We start from the raw sequence: 21,138 nt of genomic DNA on the forward strand, positions 1-21,138 counted from the left end.
GAGGGGGATGACGTCGTGAGGCGAAGGGAGGTCTTCGACTTTTTATCGTCCGGGTCAGGCCGCTTGAGTCGAGGCGTTTACGACATGACCTTTCTCGCGCCAGATCGCCACGACGAACTCAGCCGCCTCGTCGACCAAGCGACGCACCGACGATAGCGCCTGCGACATCGACGTCGCATCGAAATCGGTGTGTGTCGAAAGCGCCAGCTGACTCAAGATCGCCGTCGAGGCGGTAAGTCGCATCTGCGCAGCATCGTGCAACTCGTCGACGGAAAGCGCGAGGTTGCCGTGGCAAACGGGGCAGGAGGAAATGAGGGAAGAGGACATACACGGCTCCGCGTGACCGATGAGCCGCCACCGCGCATGACGCGAGGTGGCGGACGTGTCGGGGTAGAAAACCGGCTGCAATACCAAACCCGGCCAGGCCGAAGCCTGCCCGACACGTCCGCCATAAACACGCGGGAGTGAACGCAGGGACCGAAGTCACCTGCGTGGTATTGCAAGATCGGGTTTCTACGCCCGGCCATCGAAAGGGTCGACGGCCCGGCAAGCATCGCAACCCCTCACCCACGCATCCATCCGATTATTCCGAAAAATGCGTGGTAATTGTTTGAGAGTGCGATGAAGCCACACCATCCCTCACCGTCATTCCTGCGCAGGCAGGAATCCAGTGCGGTGCAGTGGGTTATCGCGATAACGGTGATTCAGCACTTCCCGCAACCTCGAGGACATCGCGCTCAAGAGCGTTCCTGCGCAAGATCTGCCAAGACTGCCGAGTGACCTGAGTGCGGAAAGCCGCCGCCCACTCATCGTCACCCCGGCGTACGCCGGGGTCCGCAGCGACCACGTTGGGTAAGACTGAGAGCAGCAAAAGTCGCCGCTCTTCGCCACAACACGCCCCGCCATCCGGAAGAGCCTGTCGCTGTCCTCGTCGCGACCCGTAGGAGCGTGCGTGAGTGCGGAAGGGCGAGGCAGTGATTGCGCGACGTGGGCGCGACGAGGGCAGCGGCGGGCTCTGTGCCGTGCGTACCGATGTGCCGACGGCCGACGCTACGGCGAAGAGCTGATGAGCGTGATCGCGACAACCGCATGCACCGCACTGGGTCCCTGCCTGCGCAGGGACGACGGTGAGGGGCGCGTGAGGCGCGGCGATTGATCGTCGTCACCACGAATAGCGCGCACCCAGTGTCCCGCCCAGCGAGCGGTAATGGCTTTTCCCGACGCTGGACTCGACGTTCGTCCAGACCGACCAATGTCCGGCGAGACGGGCTTCCAGGCCCGCCGTGACCGCATGCCTGCGACCCGGTGCGCCCGTGGCGACGTCTTCGCCATTGAAGGTCATGCGATCCAGCGAGCGCTGACGATACAGCCAGTTCCAGCCGAGGAAAGGTTGAATGACGGTTCCGTTATGCAGGATATGGCGAGCGTGGATACGCATGCCGATGCGCGACGACATGCCCGCTGCATGGTCGAAGACGACGAGGGTGCCCTGGGCTTCGCGGTGAGGCGTTCCATCGATTGCGGTATAGGTCAGCTGCGCCTGCGGCTCGACGAAAACGGTTGTCGTTCCCGATGCGGCAACAGGCCACGCGTATCCGGTTTCGACCGAGCCGTCGAGCGTGCCGGCGCTATAGCGCTCGCGGGGAAGTCCCGAACCTTCGACGCTGTTGCTGAAGTGCGCGTACTGCGTCCATGCATCGACACGAAAGCCTTCGATCGCGGCCGGGTCCGCGTACCACGTTGCGTAGACGCCGAGTGCCGCGCCGCGCACCTTGCCACGGGATGCATATCCGCTGATATGCGAATAGGTACTCGTATGCGCCTGTCCGGTGGACAGCATGACGCCCGCCATGCCCAGGCCGCGGCGTTCCCAGTGCGCGAGATCGCGGCCGATGCGAAGCGACCAGGTATTGCTCGTCGTCGCAAGTTGGTCGCCTGCGTCGTACGTGGCATGGCCGTGATCCATACGTGCCCATGTGCCCTGTGCGGTGACATCGCCGCGGAGGTCGTGCGGCGACGTCTGGAAGATGTCGGTCATCGCTCGCTGGTTCGCCGGATAGGTGCCTGCTTCGGGACGCCAGACATAGGGCGGCGGAGGTGTGACGGGTGGGTCGATGGCCGGATCGGGGCTAATACCTATCTCGGGGTCCGGGCCAGGATCGTTCGGCGCCGTGGAACGCAGATACCAGTCGCCGTCGCCCGCGCGCTGCGCGTCGCCCTTTACCAGAAAGTACTCATACGCGCCGGCAACGGCGCGACCGCCCAGAACAAATTCGCCCGCCGACGTGCCATCCACGCCGACGAGCCGGATGCCTCGTAGCGTAAGGCCGCCCACGCCACCCGCGTTGTCGACGGCAATCGTCGTGCGTCCCGACGTATTGCCTGCTACATGGAAAAGATCGCCCAGCGCGTCGTCGCCGGCCAGTGCGACATTCATTCGAAGGAATGCGTCGTTGCCGACATAGTCGCCATCGACGCGCAACGTTCGGAACTGGCCGTCGACCGGTGGCGCGAAGACGATCGAACTGCCGTCGACGCGCAGGTTGCCGACACGCGAATCGTTCGTCATCGTCCAATGGCTGCCATGGTTCAGGGTCAGGCTATCCAGAATGCGGCTCGCACCGGTCCATTGCGATGTTTTGTCCAGCGAAAGCACGACGCGTTCGCGGTCGGGCATCGCTCCGCGGCCGACGATGTCGCCACTGGCAAAGACGTTATCGCTCATCGTTACCGATAGCGGAGCGTCGGCGGTTCCGCCGACCGATAACAGCGTACCGTTGCCTCCGGTAATTCGCGCGCCGGCTGTCGCGTCGATGGCGGAGGCGCCGATGGCAACGATAGCGCCATAGCGTTCGCTTATCAGGGTGCTGCCAACCAGTTTCAGCGACGACCCCTCGGTGATGGCCGCCGCCCAGGACTTCTCGCCCTCGGTCGCGATTTCGCTCTGGAATACATGCAATTTGCTTCCGCCCTGGCCGTGCAGGGCATGCGCACCTGTGCCCGTCGTGCGGATGCTGCTGTTTTCGATGTCGACGTTTCCAGCCATATACGCCCACAAGCCGGTAGCGCTCGCGCCGGTCGTCAGGATCCGGCTGCCATTCAGTATCAGATTTCGTGTGCCGCTATTGGCATTGATTCCGTAGCTGAATTCGCCCGTGGTACTGATCGTTACGTTTGCCAGACTCGCCGACGCGCCGTCCAGCAGGTAAATACCTTCCGCCGCGTTACCTTCGGTGACGAGCGTCGTGTCGCGCAGCTCGACGCTGGCGTTCGCGCCGTTGATATCGACGGCATAGGCTTTATCTCCCAGCGTGTGGATAACCGTATCTTCCGCGAACGCACGCGACCCCGCGCCGACCGCGAGGCCGTACGCGCCGATGCCGTGGGTGCCGATGGTGCTTCGGTACACCCAGGCCTGTGCACCGCCGAGAGTCTTCACGCCCGCGGAGCTGTTTCCCCAGGTATGCACATCGACACTGCGCAACTCCACTCGTCCCGCAACGGGGGCCGGACCGTCGCGGCCGACCAGCACACCGTCCGCCACATCGCCGTGTGTATGGACTACGCCACCCTGTAGTAGCGCCAGACTACTGTCGTGCAGTACGCGTAGCCCATTGGCCTGGGAGCCGTGCGCGACGAATTCGAGGTCGGTCGAGAAAGCTCTGCCACCATTCAGTACGTGCAGGGCGTGGACGCCATTGCCTTTCACTTTCGCACCTGCGAGCAGGTAGGCGCGCTCGCCGTCCACCACCAGACCTTCGTCCTCCGCCACGCTGACGCCGGGCGCCAGCAGCAGCGCGACGGACTGGGCCAATACACTTAATCGTTGTAGTCCGTGTTGCATTCGTCATCCAAAGTTTGCGTTAAACGCTGCAAACTAAGGGGCGAGCCCACGTTGACGAATACGACTAGTCTGAATTTTTACTCTGAATTAGTGGGGCATGGCGTCCGGCTCAGATGTCGTCCGCCACGCGCAGTACCAGTTTGCCGCGATGGCTGCCGTCGAACAGGCGATTCAGCACGACCGGCGCGTTGGGCAATCCTTCCGCCACGGTTTCTTCGGCCTTGATGCGGCCGTCCCTGACCCAGCCGACGAGTTCGCTCGCCGCGCGTTGGCTGTCGGGGAAGTCGAATGCAAGGAAGCCGCGAACGGTGAGGCGCTTGACGATGATGATGCTGTAATCGTCGCTGGGCTTTTCGTTGCTGTTGTAGTTGGCGATGAGCCCGCACAACGCGACACGTCCACCGTTGACCATGCGTCCGAGGACGGCGCGCATCACCGCTCCGCCGACGTTTTCGAAGTTGACGTGGACGCCATCGGGCGTCGCGGCGGCGAGAGCCTGCTTCCAGTTCTCCGCCTTGTAGTCGACGGCGGCATCGAAGCCCAGCTCCTCGGTGAGATAGCGGCATTTGTCCGCGCCACCGGCAATACCGACGACGCGGGCCCCCTTGAGCTTGCCGATCTGTCCGGCGATCGAGCCGACGGAGCCGGCCGCCGCGGACACGACCAGGGTCTCGCCGGGCTGAACGGGGGCGATTTCGGTCAGGCCGTAGTAGGCGGTGAGTCCGCTGAAGCCACACGCGCCAAGCAGGGTAGGCAGCGGTACGCCGGGATGGGATGGCAGCTTCGCGAACTGTTTCGCCTGCTTATCGTCGATGACCGCATAGTCTTGCCAGCCGAGCAGCCCCTGGACGAGGTCGCCCTCCGCAAAATGATTCGACCGGGAGGCGACGACGCGGCCAAGGCCGAGTCCCCGCATGGTTTCGCCGATGGCGACCGGCGGCATGTACTGCGGCTTGTCCGTCATCCACACGCGATTCGTGGGGTCCATCGACAGATAGAGCACGCGGACCAGCGTCTGGCCCTCCGCAATCTCGGGTGTCGTTTCCTCGACGAGATCGAAATCCTCGCGGCGAACGAGACCCTCAGGGCGGGTTTTCAGGCGTAACTGACGGTTTAACAGCATGAAACGACCTCCTGCGTCGAAAACAATGGCGGCCACGACCGGCCTCTGGCGCCTCGCAGGCGGGAGGTATAGCACTGCCGGACGGGCTTGTCCGGTGATCGTGCCGTCTCGAAACCTTCACCCATGTCTGAACGGCTTACACCGAACGATCTGTCGCCCGGAACGGTATTCGTGGCATGGTATATAGGCAGGCGCGGCGATTCGCCGTGGAATGCGCGCCGTCTGGCGTATGTCGAGACGCCGCGCCTGTCCCTATTTGGATAATTAAGAGGAGCCATCATGAAGACTGTATCGACCTTAGCCCTTGCCCTGGTCGCGGCCGCCCTGCTGGCCGGCTGCAGTAAGACGGAAGACACGCCGCCGGCAGCGGCCACGCCGCCTGCTGCATCCACCGCTGCTCCTGCGGCACCGGCTGCGGCACCCGAAACGGCGCCTGCGGCTACCGGTACGGCAGCAACGCCGGCACCCAGCTCCACCGCGGCCAAGTAAGAACAAACCTGCGCGAAGTTCGCTTCGCGCAGGTTTGGCTGGATCGGCGACGCGGTAACCGGGACTTTCGGCCGGTTTCCACCAGCATCTGAATGGGGCACGATCACCCGATTACTATCAGGGTGAAAGCACGCATGTCCCGTTTCCGTCTGACCCTCTTCTGTGGCCTGGCTGTTCTCGTTGCCGGCTGCCATGCGCCGGTGCGCACGACCGCACCCGCTACCCCCCTGAAAATCGTTACCTGGAACATGGAGCATCTGGCCGAGGCCGATGGCACGGGCTGCCGCCCGCGCACGGAGGCGGACTATGCGGCGATGCGCCGCTATGCCGACCAGATGGATGCGGACGTCATCGCATTCGAAGAAGTGGAAACCGCCAAAGCCGCGGCACGGGTGTTCACGCCCGACAAATACCATGTGGTGTTTTCCGAACGGCCCGACAGTGGCCGCCACGGCGCGTGCGGCGGTTCGCGCGATGGCCTGACGATCCGGAAGCAGGATGTGGGCTTCGCTATTCGCAACGGCATCCCGTTCACCCGGCATGACGACGTACGCGAACTGGGTGTCGGCAATCCGGACCTGCGCTGGGGTGTGGACATCACCGTCGAAGGCCGTCAGCCGCTTCGCCTGCTGGGTGTCCACCTGAAGAGCGGTTGTTTCAAGGGCGACCAGGGCAGTGCCTGCCCGGTCCTGCTCGATCAGGTGCCCGTACTGCAAAAATGGATCGGAGAGCGCGAAAAAGAAGGCGCCGCCTTCGTCATCCTTGGCGACTGGAACCGTCGACTCGACCTGCCCGGCGATCGCGTGTGGCTGGACCTCGGCCGCAGTGCACCGGGTGTCAACCTCGTCGACGCGACAGCCGGACATTCGGCCACGTGCGAGGCGAAATATCCCGACTTCATCGATCACCTCGTGATGAATCGCGCGGCGAGCACGCGTATGGTCACGGGGTCGTTCAACGAGTTCACCTATGGCGTGCCGGAAGCGGAACATCCCTCCGACCACTGCCCCGTGTCGATCATGCTGACGCGGTGACTGTTCGCAAGACTGCTGGGAAGCCCCAATAGCATGCATCGACGGACGCGGTAGGGGCCGCGTCCGTCCCATCGTTACAGAGGAACTTCAATGACCGTTCGTCGCACGTTGTTGCCTATGCTTGCCCTGTCCGCCGCGCTTGCCGTATCGCTTGCCGCCGCGCAGACACCGCCGATGACGCCGGATATTCCGCCGAAGTTCGACAGTCCGACCGCGAACCTCGACTACGTCAAACGCGACGTCATGATCCCGATGCGCGACGGCGTGAAGCTGCATACCGTCATCGTGATACCCAAGGGAGCGAAGCACGCGCCGATCGTGCTCACGCGTACGCCGTACAACGCCAGCGGCCGCGCCGCGCGCCTCGAATCGCCGAAGATGCGCGACCTGCTGCCCCAGGGCGACGAAGTCTTCGTCGATGGCGGCTACATCCGTGTTTTCCAGGACATCCGCGGCAAGTACGGTTCGGAAGGCGACTACGTCATGACGCGCCCCCTGCGCGGACCGCTGAATTCCAGCGAAGTCGATCACTCGACCGACGCCTACGACACGATCGACTGGCTGGTGAAGAACCTGCCCGAATCCAACGGCAAGGTCGGCATGATCGGTTCGTCGTATGAAGGCTTCACCGTCGTCATGGCGCTGGTCAATCCGCATCCCGCGCTGAAGGTCGCCGTGCCCGAAAGCCCCATGGTCGATGGCTGGATGGGCGACGACTGGTTCCATTACGGTGCCTTCCGCCAGACGAATTTCGATTACTTCATCGGCCAGACCACGGCGCGTGGCAAGGGCTCGACGACGGCGCGCGAAGGTTACGACGACTACACCAATTTTCTTGCCGCCGGTTCGGCGGGGGACTATGCGCGGCTCACGGGCATGGACGTACTGCCGTACTGGAAGAAGGTCAGCGAGCATCCGTCCTACGATGCGTACTGGCAGGGACAGGCGCTGGACAAGGTGATGGCCAAACAGCCCCTGAAAGTGCCGACCATGTGGCTACAGGGTCTGTGGGACCAGGAAGACATGTGGGGTGCCATCCATAGCTACGAAGCGATGGAGCCGAAGGACAAGGGTAACGACCACAATTACCTGGTCATGGGGCCGTGGCGCCATAGCCAGGTGAACTACGACGCGGCTTCGCTGGGCGCGTTGCAGTTCGATGGCGATACGGCATTGCAGTTCCGCCGCGACGTGCTGCGGCCGTTCTTCGACCAGTACCTGGTGGACGGCGCGCCGCGCGCCGATACGCCGCCGGTACTGATCTACAACACGGGCGAGAATCACTGGGACCGCCTCAAGTCCTGGCCGCTCAGCTGTGCCGAAGGCTGCAAGTCGAAATCGAAGCCGCTTTACCTCAACGCGTCCGGCGTCCTGTCGTTCACGGCGCCGGCGGCAGGGCAGGCCGAGCACGACGACTATGTATCCGATCCCGCCAAGCCGGTGCCGTACGTGCCGCGTCCGGTGCGTTTCGGCGACCGCACGTCGTGGACCACCTGGCTCGTGCAGGACCAGCGCTTTGTCGACGGACGCCCCGACGTGCTCACCTATGTCACCGAGCCGCTGACCGAGCCGCTACGTATTTCCGGTGTGCCGCAGGTCAATCTGTATGCCGCGACCAGCGGTACGGACAGCGACTGGGTCGTCAAACTGATCGACGTCTATCCCGAAATCGTGGCGTCCAACCCGGCCATGGGCGGATACGAGCTGGCGGTATCCATGGATATTTTCCGTGGCCGCTATCGCGAGAGCTTCGAAACGCCGAAGGCGCTCGCGTCGAACGAACCGTTGCTCTACAAGTTCGGCCTGCCCACCGCCAATCACGTGTTCAAGCCGGGCCATCGGGTGATGGTCCAGATTCAATCGTCCCTGTTCCCGCTGTACGACCGCAATCCGCAGACCTACGTGCCGAACATCTTCTTCGCGAAGCCGACCGATTACGTAAAGGCGACGCAGCAGGTATGGCATGCGCCGGGTAAGGCGAGCGCGATCGAGCTGCCGGTAGTGCAAGGAAAGTAATACGAGGCAGCCGCGAAACGCCCACTGCGCCCTCCTTAGTGGGTGCGGGACGTTATTGCCATTTCCTCGACGTAGCTGGGCGTAGTTCTCTACGCCCAGCTTTTCGTTCGGGAGTCTCACCATGATCCGCAGGTCGATGAAACAAGCCTCCGCGAAGCATCGGGCGGGCTGAGCGATGGCGAGCTTCAAGGTCACGCATCCCGAACGCGTGGTATACGCCGAGGGCAATATCACGAAGCAGGACGTCGCCGATTACTACGCCGCCGTCGCGCGCTGGCTGCTACCCGAACTGGCGAACCGCCCGTTGTCGGTGGTGCGTTGTCCTCACGGCGCGGAAGGTCAGTGTTTCTTCCAGAAACATCACGCCGATACGCTGGGTGCGCACGTACCAGCGGTGAAACTCACGGAGAAAGACGGCGATCCGGCCGAATACATCTATGTCGACAGCATCGAAGGCGTGCTGGAGCTGGTGCAGATGAACACGCTGGAGTTTCATCCCTGGGGCGCACGTGTCGACGATCCGGACAAGCCGGATCGTCTCATCTTCGATCTCGATCCGGCGGAAGGCGTGGAGTGGAAAACGGTAGCCGCGGCGGCACGGGATATTCGCGATGTATTGCTCGGCGCCGGGATGGAAAGCTTTGTGCGGACGTCGGGCGGCAAGGGGCTGCATGTCGTCGCACCGTTCCAGCGGGGACCGTCGTGGGGCGAGGTCAAGACGTTCTGCGAAAGCGTGGCGGATGCGTTGGTGACGAAGCGGCCGGCGCGTTACATCGCCGAAGCCAGCAAGGCGAAGCGCGAAGGGCTGATCTTCATCGACTGGTTGCGCAATACGCGAGGTGCGACGAGCGTGACCGGGTGGTCGCTGCGCGCACGGGCCGGGGCGCCCGTGGCCATGCCGGTGCGATGGGAGGAGATCGGGCGGTTGAAGACGGGTGGGGCGTTTGGATTGAAGCGGGCGTTGAAGCGGGCGCGGGATTTGCGGGAGGATCCGTGGGAGGGGATGGCGGTGTCGCGGCAGGTGTTGGGGGAGCTGCTCTAGGCGAGTTTCGCTTCATCGCTTCGTAGGCTATCGCGCGCAGGCGCGCTCCCACAGAGAGCGGGTACACGCTCTTGATTCCTGTGGGAGCGCGCCTGCGCGCGATAGCCTACGAAGCGGTGTAGCCGCTCCTTTGCTACCTCAGGGCTTCCCACCCCGCCGGATAAGCGCCATAACTTCATAGCACGCACCCATCGTGTGGTAATCGGTTTTCCCGGCTGGACTCTTCTCGTCGTCGTACTTCCTGTTATCGCGCGTAAGAATGCGATACCAGGCACCGTACTTGTGATCGACGAAGTGTTCCCACGAATACGCCCAGATCCTGTCGTACCACACCGCATAACGCGGCTCGCCGGTGCGATCGTGCAACAGCGCGGCGGCGGCGAGCGATTCGGCCTGAACCCAGAAATACTTGTCGTCGTCGCACACATCGCCTTCGGGCGAGAAGCCATAGGCGATGCCGCCGTGCTCGTCGTCCCAGGCATGGGCTAGTGCTTTGTCGAAGAAATGCTGTGCCGTCGGTACTAGCCAGTCGATCGACTGGCCACGCTTGGTCGTATAACGATCCAGCATCAGCAGCAGCTTCGCCCATTCGGTCTGATGGCCGGGCTGGAATCCCCACGGGCGGAACAGATGTTTGGGATTGTCGAGGTTGTACTTCCAGTCGACGTTCCAGTGAATGTCGTAATGCTCCCAGATCAGCCCGTTGCCGAGCTTTGCCTGACGCTGCGTCATGTTGTCGGCGAGCAGCAGCGCGCGATCGAGATAACGGTCGTTACCCGTTGCCTCGTAAGCGGCGATCATCGCCTCGCACGTGTGCATATTGGCGTTCTGGCCGCGATAGCCCGAGAAATTCCAGTGCTTGTCGGCTTCGTCCTTGTACAGGCCGTATGCGGGGTCCCAGTAGCGCTTTTCGAACAGGTCCCAGGTTTCGTCCATCCATGCGGCGGCTTCGGTAATGCCGGCTTTCACGCCGCAGGAATACGCCAGCAGGACGAAGGCCACGCCGTAGCAATGATAGGTTTCGTCCTCGGGCTTGCCGGACTCGATGGTCCACGCGTAACCGCCGGTTTCGGGATTGCGGTGGACTTCGCGCAGATACTTCAGGCCATGCCGGGCGGCTTCGACGTCCTCGGCCTTGCCGAACTCGATAGCCGCCATCGCGTGATTGAAAACGAAACGCGTGCTGCTGACCAGATGACGGTGCGTGCGGTTGTACACGCTGCCGTCGTCTTTGAAGTACTGGAGGAAACCACCCGCCGGATCGATCTCGTTGGGCTTGTAGAACGCCATCGTTTTGGCGATGTGCGCACGAAGGACATCGGCGGAGCGGAAATCGGGAAGAGGTACGGTTGTCATGTGTGTTTCTCCATGAAGGCGCGTACTTCGGCCTGATCGGGGATGGCCGTGAACGAGCCCTTGCGGGTGACCGTGATCGCGCCGCACGCGGCGGCGAAACGCAGCAGGTCGTGGAAGCGCGACGTGTCGGCGAGCAGCCCGGACAACGTTTCGCGCGTGATTTTTTCGTCGGTCAGACGGCTCAGCAAGCCGCCGACGAAGGCATCGCCCGCCGCTGTCGCATCGACGGTCGTGACGGGCCAGCCGGGGATCGTGCCGCGTCCGTCGCGGGTGAACCAGAGCATCGGTTCGCTACCGTCGGTCACGAGCAGCACCTTCGCTTCGCCACGCCACAAGCGGGCAAGCAGTGCATCGTCGGAACCGGCGCCCGCATGGATGAAGGCGAACTCCTCGGCACTGAGTTTCACGATGTCGGCTTCGAGCAGCGCGTTCCACAAGCGCGGCATCGGTGCTTCGTCGCGCGGCCAGAGTGCAGGGCGCAGATTCATGTCGAAACTGACCAGCGCACCCGCGGCGCGGGCACGGCGCATGCCGTCGATGGTGGTGTCGGCGATAGCCGCTTCCGTCAGGCTGTTCGAGCAGACATGGAAGATGGCCACATCGTCGAACGTCTCCGCACGGAAGTGTTCCGGACGGAAAAGCAGGTCGGCGGCTGGCGGACGATAAAAGCTGAAACTGCGCTCGCCGAGTTCGTCGAGCGCGACGAAGGCAAGTGCGGTACGCGCCTCGTCGGTGCGCACGACATCGACCGTGCCGACGCCGAGTTCGTCGAGACTCTTCAGCAGGAAATCGCCGAACATGTCGCGGCTGAGCATGCCCGCGAAACGCGAGCGGGCGCCCAGGCGAGCGGCCGCGACAGCGACATTGGCGGGAGCGCCGCCGGCAAAGGGAACGAATGCAGGCGGCTGGTTGCCGCCAGCTTGCGGCTGCGCGTGAAAGTCGATCAGCGCTTCGCCGAAGCAAAGAATGGATGCCATGCGATTGAAGCCTGTCCTATGGCGAGGAAACTGCGCGACGGCCGGTCGAATGCCGGCCGTCGCCAGACGTGATGGTCAGTGCGTGGTGGTGGGGACCGCACGAACCTTGGAGCCGCTGAATCCGTAGAACACGATGTACGCGTAACCGATGAGCGGAATGAAGAAGGCGTGCTGCACGCCGATGTGGTCGGCGAAGAGACCCTGGATATAGGGCATCAGCGCACCACCGACGATCGCCATGATCAGCAGGCTGGACGCCTTGCCGGTCAGGGGGCCGAGACCCTCGATACCCAGCGAGAAGATCGTCGGGAACATGATCGAGTTGAACAGGCCGATGGCCACGACGCTGTAAACCGCCACCATGCCGGTTGTCGTCATGGTGGTCAGCAGCAGCACGAGGTTGATGATGGCGAACAGGCCAAGCAGCAGGCGCGGCGAGACCTTGACCAGCAGGGCCGAGCCGATGAAGCGACCGATCATCGCCAGCGTCCAGTACGCCGAAACGTAGTGGGTGGCTTCCTTCTCGCTGAAATTGCCGATCTCCGGCATGTGCAGGTAGTTGACCAGGAAGCTGCCGATCGATACTTCAGAGCCCACGTAGAAGAAGATGCCCAGCACGCCGAAGAACACATGCGGATAGCGCAGGGCGTCCTTCAGTGTGTGCTTCGAGGTGTCGGCCTTCTCGGTGGACTCTTCCAGTGCCGGCAGGCGGAACAGCCAGACGAAGATAGCTAGCAGGAACAGCACGACGGCGAGGCCGAGGTACGGGCCCTGTACCGAGCTGGCTTCCTGCGCGCGGTAGGCCGCCTGTTCGACGGCCGACATCTGGGAGACTTCGTCGCCGCTCTTGACTGTATTGGCCAGGATCAGCAAGCCGCCGAAGATCGGGGCAATGGCCGTACCGGCGGAGTTGAGCGCCTGGGCCAGCGTGAGACGGCTGGAGCTGGTGCGCTCGGGTCCGAGCAGGGCGACATACGGGTTGGCTGCGACCTGGAGCACCGTGATGCCGGTGGCCAGGACGAACAGCGCGCCGAGGAACGCCTCGTAATTATGCAGCGCGGCGGCCGGCCAGAAGCCGAGTGCGCCGATACCCGCGATGGCCAGACCGGCCACGATGCCCTTCTTGTAGCCGAGCGCCGCGACCAGACGGCCGGACGGCAACGACATCAGGAAGTACGCGCCGAAGAAGGTGAACTGGATGAGCATGACGCGCGCATAGCTCAGTTCGAACACGGCTTTCAGGTGGGGAATCAGGATGTCGTTCAGGCAGGTAAGAAAACCCCACATGAAGAAGATCGTGGTCATCACGCCAAGGGCGAGAGGGAAGTAGGTGTAACGGGTGTCGCCAGCCTTGGCGGACGACGCGGGCGGTGTTGGCGCGGAAGCAATAGCCATGAGGCGCTCCGTTGGGGTCAGGAAGAATGGGGTGCGCAGCTGCTTTCGCGAATCACCAGCTGCACGGGCGCGATGGTGTGGCCCGGTGCCGCGTCTGGATTGGAAAGTCTGCTCAGGATGAGTTCTGCCGCCTGCCTGCCGCGACCGCGTGGATCGACGGCGATGGTGGTAAGAGGCGGGACGCTGACGGAAGCCTCGGCGACATCGTCGAAGCCGGTGAGGGCGAAATCCTCGCCCGGACGCCGTCCACGCCGGGTGAGGCCAAGCATCAGGCCAAGCGCGACGGCGTCGTTGTAGCAAACCGCGGCCGTGGGGGCGGGATCGCGCAGGAAGAGCGCGCCCGTCTGCCGGGCGGCTTCGAGGCGTGTGGGAGCGCTTTCGATCAGCCAGGCGGGGTCGATGGGGAGTCCCGCATCGCGCATGGCGCCGGTATAGCCGCGGCGGCGTTGCTCCACGGAGCTGGAGTCGCGGTGGCCGCCGAAGAAAGCGATGCGCTGGTGGCCCAGGCCGATGAGATGTTCGGTGGCGAGGCGGGCGCCACGCTCGTTGTCCATTTCCAGCGTGTCCCAGCGATGTTCGCCCTGGGCGTCGGGCAGTTCGCGGTTGAAGACCAGCAGGGGCGTATGGACGCCGACCGCGGCAAGCACGCGTTCGCCTTCGCTGCCCTCGGCGGGCGAGAGAATGATGCCCGCCGGACCGTGTTCGACCAGCGAGTTGAGTACCGCCTGCTGGCGCTCGGGCGATTCGCCCGTATTGCCCAGCAGGGTGACGAAGCCGGCGCGGCCCAGCGCTTCGTCGGCACCTGCCGCGAATTCGGCGAAGAAGGGGTTGCCCAGGTCGTTGACGACCAGGCCGATGCTGGACGAGGTTCGGCGGCGCAGGTTGGCCGCGGCGCGGTTGTACACGTAGCCCTGCCGCTTCAGTTCGGCCTCGACCCTGGCCCGTGTGGCTGAATTGACCAGCGGACTGCCGCGGAGTACCAGCGAGACGGTGGCACGCGAAACGTCACACCCCAGCGCGATATCGGCGAGGGTGACCTTGCGGCGCTGCGGGGGTGGCTTGGGCATCGGCTCGTTCCTTCAAACGATCTAAATCCGGGCGATCATCGCTCGGGACGGCAAACAAGGCATCACGCACTGCAACATGCATCGGCGAAGCAAGTTTGATAGCTTCAGTCCGTTTATCACGATCCAAATCCTTTGTAACGATCCGATCGAGGGGAAGCCGAATGTCGAAGTTCATCCGTCTGCGTCGTGGCCTGCTGGCCGCGGCGCTGTCCGTCCCCTTCGCGGCCGGGGTCGCGGCGGCCGGCAAGCCAGTGAGCGCCTGGTCCGCGGTCGACCCCATGGTGGGCACGGGTGGCGACGGACATACCTTCCCAGGCGCCACGGTGCCCTTCGGCATGATCCAGCTCAGTCCCGACACGGCCATGCCCGACTTCAAGCACGCCTATAAGTGGGCGGCCGGTTATCAGTACGGGGACAGCAGCATCCTCGGTTTTTCGCATACCCACTTCTCCGGCAGCGGACATTCGGACCTGGGTGACGTACTGGTGATGCCGATCGCCGGCGACGTGCGGCTGGACCCCGGTACCCCGGACCAACCGGGCAGTGGCTATCGGTCGCGCTTCGATCACAAGAGCGAGAAAGCCGAGGCAGGTTACTACGCGGTCACGCTGGCCGACTATGGCATTCGCGCGGAACTGACCGCGGGGACGCGCGTGGGCTGGCATCGCTACGCCTTCCCGAAGGGCAAGCCGGCCCACGTGCTGATGGATCTTCGTCCCAGCATTTACGACTACGACGGCAAGGTCCTGTGGGCGAGCCTGCGCGTTCGCGCCGACGGTACGGTGACCGGCGGTCGTTCGACCCGCGGCTGGGCGCCGGGTCGGCAGCTCTTCTTCGCCATGCGTTTCAATCAGCCGATGACCTCGCGCATGCTCTACAACCGCGAGAAGGACATCGTCTATCACGGCTTCGGCGGCCCCGGAAATCGCGCGGAAGACCGCGACGGGCAGACCGGCCGGGCGCTGGAGGGTGTGTTCGACTTCGGGCCGCTCGATAAGCCGTTGATCGTGAAGGTCGCCGTGTCCTCGGTCAGCGAGGACAACGCGATCGCCAATCTCGACAAGGATGGCGCCGGTTTCGACTTCGACGCCCGTCGCGCCGAAGCGCGCGGGGCGTGGGAAAAGGCGCTGGCCACGGTCGATGTCGACGCTCCGGCGAAGACGCGCGAGACGTTCTACACGGCCCTGTATCACGCGATGATCGCACCGGGTCTGTCCATGGACGTCAATGGCGAATATCGCGGTCCGGACAACCAGGTGCATACGGCGAAGGGCTTCGACTTCTATTCCACGTGGTCGCTGTGGGACGTGTTCCGCGCGCAGCAGCCGTTGATGACCCTGCTCCAGCCGGCAAAGAGCAACGATTTCGTCAGTTCGCTGATTGCCTCGCAGCAATCCAGTCCGTTCGGCATCCTGCCCGTGTGGGCGTACCAGGGCATGGAGACGTGGTGCATGATCGGCTACCACGCCGTCCCCGTGATCGCCGATGCCTATATGAAGGGCATCCGCGGTTACGACGCCAAGGCCGCGCTCGATGCCATGGTGGCCAGTGCGTCCTATGGTCCGTACGGTGGCCTCGACGACTATATGAAGCTCGGTTACGTGCCGATCGACCGTCAGCCGGAAGCCGCGTCGAAGACGGTCGAATACGCATACGACGACTGGTCGCTGGCGCAGATGGCCCGCGCCATGGGACAGAACGACGTCGCCGATACGTTCACGAAGCGCGCCGGTAACTGGCGCAACAGCTTCGATACGAAAACCGGCTTCGTGCGTGCGCGCAAATCCGACGGGGCCTTCCGCGAGCCGTTCGATCCGGGGCAGGCCGGTTACGGCAGCGACTTCACCGAAGGCAATGCGTACCAGTATTCCTGGTTCGTGCCGCAGGACATCGCGGGCCTGGTCACCGCGCTGGGTGGCGAGGACAACTTCGTGAAGAAGCTCGACGAGGTATTCGACGCGAAGGTCGATCCGAAAGCGTTCGCGCACGTCGAAGACATTACCGGCCTGATCGGCTGGTATGCGCACGGCAACGAGCCGAGCCATCACATGGCTTATCTGTACGATTTCGCGGGTCAGCCGTGGAAGACGCAGGAACGCCTGAAGACGGTCATGGACACCCAGTACACGCCCACGCCGACCGGACTGGTGGGTAACGACGACCTGGGCCAGATGTCGGCTTGGTATGTGTTCACGGCGATGGGCTTCTATCCGGTCACGCCGGCCAGCAACGAATACGTCATTGGTCGCCCCTTCGTGAACAAGGTGACGCTGAATCTTCCGGGCGGCAAGCGTTTCACCGTGTCCGCCGAGCATCTGGATGCGTCGCATCCGTATGTGGGGCAGGTCACGTTGAACGGCAAGCCGCTCGATCGCACGTATGTGCGGCATGAGGAAATCGTTGCGGGTGGCGAACTGAAATTCACGATGCAGGCGCAGCCGAATAAGACTTGGGGTACCGCGCCTTCCGCACGGCCGTCGTCGATGTCGAAGGTCGCGCCGTAATTAGTTGGGGTTTCTGCGTCGCCGCTCCCACCCCTCACGACGGTTTCACGCCACGTCCTGCAAAAAGCACGCCTCCTGCAGGACAGGCGCACACTCGCTCCCGGTCGCATTCCGTTAAATCGGACGCGTCCGGGGTAAGCGAAGGGGCGCCTGTTGCATCGATTCCGAGGCCTCCGTGACCGTCCCGTCAACAGCATGCACGCGCGAAGCGTGCCAGAATGCGTGTCCGTCCCGGGCAGGAAGGGCTGTGAGGGTAGTGGTCGCATGATCCAACGTATCGGACTGCGCTGGCGCATGGCCGGCCTGCTGGTCGCCGTCGTGGTGATCGTGGGGCTTCCCTATATCGTGACGCGCTCCAGCGCCGACGATGCACTCGTTTCGCGCGACTGGGTTACGCATACCGCCGAGGTCAAGACCAGCGTCTATCGCCTCGAAGCCGCCCTGCGCGATAACGAAGCGGCCGTCTACACCATGCTTGCGCCGGGTGCCGTCGTCGATCCCGTGCTGGAAGATCGCGCCGTAGGCGCGCGAAAGGTCGTTCCCGGCGTTCTCGGCAACCTGCGCGACATGATGCGCGACAATCCTTCGCAGATGACGCGTCTTGGCGCGCTGGAGGCCGTGGCGAACGGCCGCATCGTACTGATGGATCAGGCACTCAAGCGCCTGCATGCCGGCGACCGCACCGGTGCGCTCGAATCGATGGAAGATTCACGCAAGCTCTTCGCCTTTCGCGATCTGATCTCCCAGGTCGTGGCCGAAGAAGACACCTTGCTCACCGCGCGTCGCGAACGCGCGAACGAACTGGCCACGAATAACCGGCTCGTACTGCTGATCGCCGCGCTGGCGCAGATAGCCTTGCTCGGTATCGTCGTCGTCGTTTCCGAGCGGCAGATAGCCATCCGTCTGAATGCCGAATCGAGAATGCAGGAAGCCGTGCAGCGGTCGCTGCTGATCGTGCAGGCCGTCCGCGAGCCGATCGCCATGCTCGACGACGACCTGCGCACGTTGCTGGTGAACACCGCCTTCGGCGAGCTCTACGGTATCGACAGCGACCGGGATAGGAACATTCCGCTTCAGGACGTCGGCGACGGTGCCTGGACCGATGGCGCTCTGTTGCAGCGGCTGAACGATGTGATAGCGCGCGATCGCGAACTGTGGGACTACGAACTTACCCAGCGCACGGTCGATGGCATCGACCGTTTCGTGGTGATCAACGCCCGTCGCATCCATCAGCCCGACAGCAAGAAGCCGGCATTGCTGCTGACGGTAAGCGATATCACCGCGCGTGCGCTGGTCGAGCAGAAGGTCAACGAACTGAACCGTCAGCTGGAAGGCAAGGTCGAACAGATATCTGACGTGAATCGCGAGCTCGAAGCGTTCAGCTATTCGGTATCGCACGATCTGCGCGCCCCGCTGCGGCATATCTCCGGTTTCGCCGGCAAGCTGGAAGCCCAGCTGGGGGAAGATGCCGACGAGCGCTCGCGTCATTACATCGACGTCATCAGCAGTTCTTCCCGGCGCATGGCCCAGTTGATCGACGACCTGCTGGTTTTTTCGCGGCTCGGCCGCGGCGCGTTGCGTCTGCAGCCGGTCGACATGCAGTCGCTGGTCGAAGAAGCGAAGGCGCTTCTCGAATCGGATACGCAGGAACGACATATCGACTGGCGTATCGCACCGCTGCCCATCGTGATCGGCGACGAAAACATGCTGCGCACGGTCTGGCAGAACCTGCTGGGCAATGCGGTGAAATATACGTCTCACCGGGAGCGCGCGCTGATCGAGGTCAAACTCGGCCGCACGGGTGCCGGGGACTACGAATTCACGGTATCGGACAACGGTGCCGGTTTCGACATGCAGTACGCGGGCAAACTTTTCGGCGTGTTCCAGCGTCTGCATCGCGCTTCGGAATTTCCCGGCAACGGCATCGGCCTGGCCAACGTACGCCGCATCATCGCGCGCCACGGCGGACGGACCTGGGCCGATGGCGAAGTCGACCGCGGCGCCACTTTCCACTTTTCACTACCGGCCTCCGATGTGCCGGGCTCAAGAATGGGTGACACATGAACCAACGCGACCTGCGCACCATCCTGCTCGTCGAAGACTCCAGTGCCGACGCCGAAATGGCGATGGATGCACTACGCGAGGCCAAGCTCGCCAATCCCATCGTCCATGTCGAGGACGGTGTCGATTGTCTCGACTATATCTATCGTCGCGGCCGCTTCGCCGATCGTCCCGAGGGCGATCCCGCCGTCGTGCTGCTCGACATCAAGATGCCGCGAATGGATGGTCTCGAAGTGCTGAAGCAGTTGCGTACGGACGAACAGCGCCGGCGCCTGCCCGTGGTCATTCTTTCCTCGTCCCGCGAGGAAAGCGATCTGGCGCGGAGCTGGGATCTGGGCGTCAACGCCTATGTGCTGAAGCCCGTCGACGCGCAGCAATTCTTCACCGCCGTGCAGACGCTCGGTCATTTCTGGGCAGTGCTGAACCAGCGCCCCGATCCCATCTGAACCACCCCATCCGAACCAGAGTCACGAGCGGAACGACGAGATCCATACCCACATGAATGGACAAGCGCAAAAGGTCCGGATTCTCCAGGTCGAGGACAGCCCGCTCGACGCGGAGCTCGTGCTTTCGGAGCTCGATATGGATGGCCTCGAGTACGAGGTACGTCTGGTCGAGGACGAGGCGGCCTTCACGCAGGCGCTGGACGAATTCCACCCGGATATCATTCTGTCCGATCTGAGCATGCCGGTATTCAGCGGCGAACGTGCGCTGGAAGTGTTGCGCGAACGCAGCAGCGATATCCCGTTTATCTTCGTTTCGGCGACATTGGGCGAAGAGGCGGCCATCGAAGCGTTGCGCAACGGCGCCACCGACTACATCCTCAAGCAGAACACCGTGCGTCTTGCGTCCGCGGTGCGTCGCGCATTGCGCGAGGCCGAAGAGCAGCGTGCGCGTGCGCGCGCCGAGCTGGAGCTGATTCGTGCGCAGCGCTTCGAGAGCCTGGCGTTGCTGGCTGGCGGTCTCAGTCACGATCTGCGCAATCTTCTTCAGCCGTTATTGCTGGCTGGGGATACGTTGCAGGACTACGCCGACGATCCGCGCCTGGCGCGTCTCGGTGCGCTGGTGCGCGACTGCGGACGGCGTGGGCTGGAAATGGTTTCGTCGATGCTTTCGTTCGCCCGTGGCGCACGTCGCGCGGAGCAGGTACGCCTCGGGGCGCTGCTCGACGCGCTGAAATTATTGATGCAGGGCAGTGTGCCGCGCACGGTGCAGATGGATGTCGATGTCTTCGACCCGGAAATTTCCATCGAAGGCAACCACACCGAACTGCAGCAGTGTCTGCTGAACCTGTGCCTCAATGCGCTTCAGGCTATGCCCGATGGCGGGCAGCTTCGTGTCGAAACGGCACAGATCAATCTTCCCGAGGACTTCTTCGTCGAAGGTGAGCAGCCCGCCGCGGGTCGCTATCTTCGCCTGAGCGTGATCGATTCTGGCGTAGGGATGTCGCAGGACGTCCTCCAACGTCTGTTCGAGCCGTTCTTTACCACCAAGGAAACCGGTACCGGGCTCGGTCTGCTTTCGTGCAAACGCATCATCGCCAGCCATGGCGGTGTCATGCGTGTGCGCAGCAAACCCGGCGAAGGCACGCAATTCCATCTGTACCTGCCGCTTGCCGAGGGCGACGACTCGATCGCGGAAACGATGCGCACCGAAACCGGTCTGCTTGGCGAAGCCGAGCGCGTACTGGTTGTCGTCGAAGAAGCGATGCAGCTCTCGCTGCTGGTCGATACCCTGGACGCTTACGGCTATCAGGCGGGCGCGAGCCAGAGCGGCACCGCCGCGTTGCAATGGATCGAAGCGCACGGCATTCCCGATCTCGTCGTACTGGATGCCGACATGAATCTGTTCACGGGCGTGCGCACGCTGGCGGCGTTGCTGGAACGCGGCTACAAACGTTCGGTACTTCTCCTTGCCCGCCCCGAATCCCCGCCGAACCTCGACGAACTTCCGACCCTGGAACATCTCTACGTACTGGACAAGCCCGTGCAGGCACGGGCGTTGTTGCGCACGGTGCGCGAGGCGCTGGATGCAAGCGAAGGGAAAGTCGTTTAAGCCGTCGCGCTCCTGCAACGAGCAGTTCCTCCCGACGAGCGCCGTTGAGGATCAGTCGTGGGCGGTCTTGCGAAACGTGCACTCAGCGGCGTCGCCGCGTGGTGGACGCCGCGATCGTTGACGATTGCCGAGGGGCGCGGGCAATGGTCCACGACCTGCGCCGATGCCATGGGTG

General features: G+C 63.4%; 15 protein-coding genes. 8 read left to right on the forward strand and 7 right to left on the reverse strand.

From position 1 onward, the window contains the following. Positions 1–54: 54 nt before the first annotated feature. The 3 genes from EC912_RS11240 to EC912_RS11250 all read right to left on the reverse strand — a co-directional run bounded on the left by EC912_RS11240 (position 55) and on the right by EC912_RS11250 (position 4,967). Positions 55–327 (reverse strand): hypothetical protein, encoded by a 273-nt coding sequence (locus tag EC912_RS11240; RefSeq protein WP_132144021.1) that lies wholly within the window; start codon positions 325–327, stop codon positions 55–57. 835 nt (positions 328–1,162) lie between these two features. Continuing rightward, on the reverse strand, positions 1,163–3,814 hold the full coding sequence (locus EC912_RS11245; protein WP_165973575.1) for an autotransporter outer membrane beta-barrel domain-containing protein: 2,652 nt from the start codon (positions 3,812–3,814) through the stop codon (positions 1,163–1,165). 139 nt (positions 3,815–3,953) lie between these two features. Then, positions 3,954–4,967 (reverse strand): NADP-dependent oxidoreductase, encoded by a 1,014-nt coding sequence (locus EC912_RS11250; protein WP_132144025.1) that lies wholly within the window; start codon positions 4,965–4,967, stop codon positions 3,954–3,956. A 279-nt stretch (positions 4,968–5,246) separates the two neighbouring features. On the opposite strand from EC912_RS11250, the gene EC912_RS11255 reads away from it, so the two are divergent. From EC912_RS11255 to ligD, 4 genes are all read left to right on the forward strand, one after another. Next, complete coding sequence (locus EC912_RS11255; RefSeq protein ID WP_207906826.1) at positions 5,247–5,456, forward strand: hypothetical protein; 210 nt, start codon at positions 5,247–5,249, stop codon at positions 5,454–5,456. A 134-nt stretch (positions 5,457–5,590) separates the two neighbouring features. Next, positions 5,591–6,490 (forward strand): endonuclease/exonuclease/phosphatase family protein, encoded by a 900-nt coding sequence (locus EC912_RS11260; RefSeq protein ID WP_132144029.1) that lies wholly within the window; start codon positions 5,591–5,593, stop codon positions 6,488–6,490. A 90-nt stretch (positions 6,491–6,580) separates the two neighbouring features. Further along, positions 6,581–8,506 (forward strand): CocE/NonD family hydrolase, encoded by a 1,926-nt coding sequence (locus EC912_RS11265; RefSeq protein ID WP_132144031.1) that lies wholly within the window; start codon positions 6,581–6,583, stop codon positions 8,504–8,506. A 175-nt stretch (positions 8,507–8,681) separates the two neighbouring features. Further along, a complete protein-coding gene (gene ligD / locus EC912_RS11270) occupies positions 8,682–9,548 on the forward strand; it encodes a non-homologous end-joining DNA ligase (RefSeq protein ID WP_132144033.1) in 867 nt (288 codons plus the stop codon). A gap of 138 nt (positions 9,549–9,686) precedes the next feature. Here ligD and EC912_RS11275 read toward each other — a convergent pair whose 3' ends face one another. The 4 genes from EC912_RS11275 to EC912_RS11290 all read right to left on the reverse strand — a co-directional run bounded on the left by EC912_RS11275 (position 9,687) and on the right by EC912_RS11290 (position 14,343). Then, a complete protein-coding gene (locus EC912_RS11275) occupies positions 9,687–10,904 on the reverse strand; it encodes an AGE family epimerase/isomerase (RefSeq protein ID WP_132144035.1) in 1,218 nt (405 codons plus the stop codon). Next, the gene (locus tag EC912_RS11280) at positions 10,901–11,881 is read right to left on the reverse strand and encodes a carbohydrate kinase family protein (protein WP_132144037.1); all 981 of its coding nucleotides are present in this window, start codon (positions 11,879–11,881) and stop codon (positions 10,901–10,903) included. The genes EC912_RS11275 and EC912_RS11280 overlap by 4 nt, the downstream gene beginning before the upstream one ends. Before the next feature lie 75 nt (positions 11,882–11,956). Continuing rightward, positions 11,957–13,186, reverse strand: a complete 1,230-nt coding sequence (gene fucP / locus EC912_RS11285; RefSeq protein WP_243649258.1) for an L-fucose:H+ symporter permease — start codon at positions 13,184–13,186, stop codon at positions 11,957–11,959. A 107-nt stretch (positions 13,187–13,293) separates the two neighbouring features. After that, positions 13,294–14,343 (reverse strand): LacI family DNA-binding transcriptional regulator, encoded by a 1,050-nt coding sequence (locus tag EC912_RS11290; RefSeq protein ID WP_132144041.1) that lies wholly within the window; start codon positions 14,341–14,343, stop codon positions 13,294–13,296. Between the two features lie 161 nt (positions 14,344–14,504). Between EC912_RS11290 and EC912_RS11295 the strand changes: the two genes are divergently transcribed. From EC912_RS11295 to EC912_RS11310, 4 genes are all read left to right on the forward strand, one after another. Continuing rightward, positions 14,505–16,847: a GH92 family glycosyl hydrolase gene (locus tag EC912_RS11295; RefSeq protein WP_132144043.1), complete on the forward strand. Its 2,343-nt coding sequence runs from the start codon at positions 14,505–14,507 to the stop codon at positions 16,845–16,847. A 264-nt stretch (positions 16,848–17,111) separates the two neighbouring features. Then, positions 17,112–18,911 carry an ATP-binding protein gene (locus tag EC912_RS11300; protein ID WP_132144045.1) on the forward strand — a complete coding sequence of 600 codons (1,800 nt, stop codon included), beginning with the start codon at positions 17,112–17,114 and terminating at the stop codon, positions 18,909–18,911. Continuing rightward, a complete protein-coding gene (locus tag EC912_RS11305; RefSeq protein WP_132144047.1) occupies positions 18,908–19,354 on the forward strand; it encodes a response regulator in 447 nt (148 codons plus the stop codon). Before EC912_RS11300 ends, EC912_RS11305 begins: the two co-directional genes overlap by 4 nt. Before the next feature lie 52 nt (positions 19,355–19,406). Beyond that, on the forward strand, positions 19,407–20,963 hold the full coding sequence (locus tag EC912_RS11310; protein ID WP_132144049.1) for a response regulator: 1,557 nt from the start codon (positions 19,407–19,409) through the stop codon (positions 20,961–20,963). Positions 20,964–21,138 lie beyond the last annotated feature (175 nt).

The sequence above is a fragment of the Luteibacter rhizovicinus genome (assembly GCF_004342265.1).
In the GTDB taxonomy this organism is placed as follows: Bacteria; Pseudomonadota; Gammaproteobacteria; order Xanthomonadales; family Rhodanobacteraceae; genus Luteibacter; species Luteibacter rhizovicinus_B.